General features: G+C 41.5%; 1 protein-coding gene. It reads right to left on the bottom strand.

Features of this window, described 5'->3' with window-relative positions; all coding sequences use genetic code 11:
* Positions 1 to 277 (bottom strand): FKBP-type peptidyl-prolyl cis-trans isomerase N-terminal domain-containing protein (locus tag BTV98_RS13210; protein ID WP_178379394.1); only part of this gene is annotated, 277 nt, incomplete at both ends.

Raw genomic sequence — 277 nt, 5'->3', positions numbered from 1 at the left:
GCTCATAAGAGCTGTCAAATACCGTACCATCAATCAATTTACCTTCGTAGTTGACTTCAACCACGTCGGTCGCTTTTGGTGATTTGCCAGTACCAGCGGTCAATACTTTATATTGTAAGCCAGAAGCGGTGGTTTTCACGCCAGCTTTCTTGCCGTTCTCTGCTAAGAATGCCGCACCTTTGGTTTTATTTTCACCTGCTTTGGTTTCCATATCTTTAACAAACTTCTCTTCTTGTTCTTTTTGATAGGTCATCAATACTTCTTGCATTTGCTCTTG

The sequence above is a fragment of the Psychrobacter sp. Cmf 22.2 genome (assembly GCF_001921745.1).
Taxonomy (GTDB): Bacteria; Pseudomonadota; Gammaproteobacteria; order Pseudomonadales; family Moraxellaceae; genus Psychrobacter.
The sequence above is the reverse complement of the archived record's forward strand: the minus strand, read 5'-3'. Positions and strand labels throughout refer to the sequence as shown.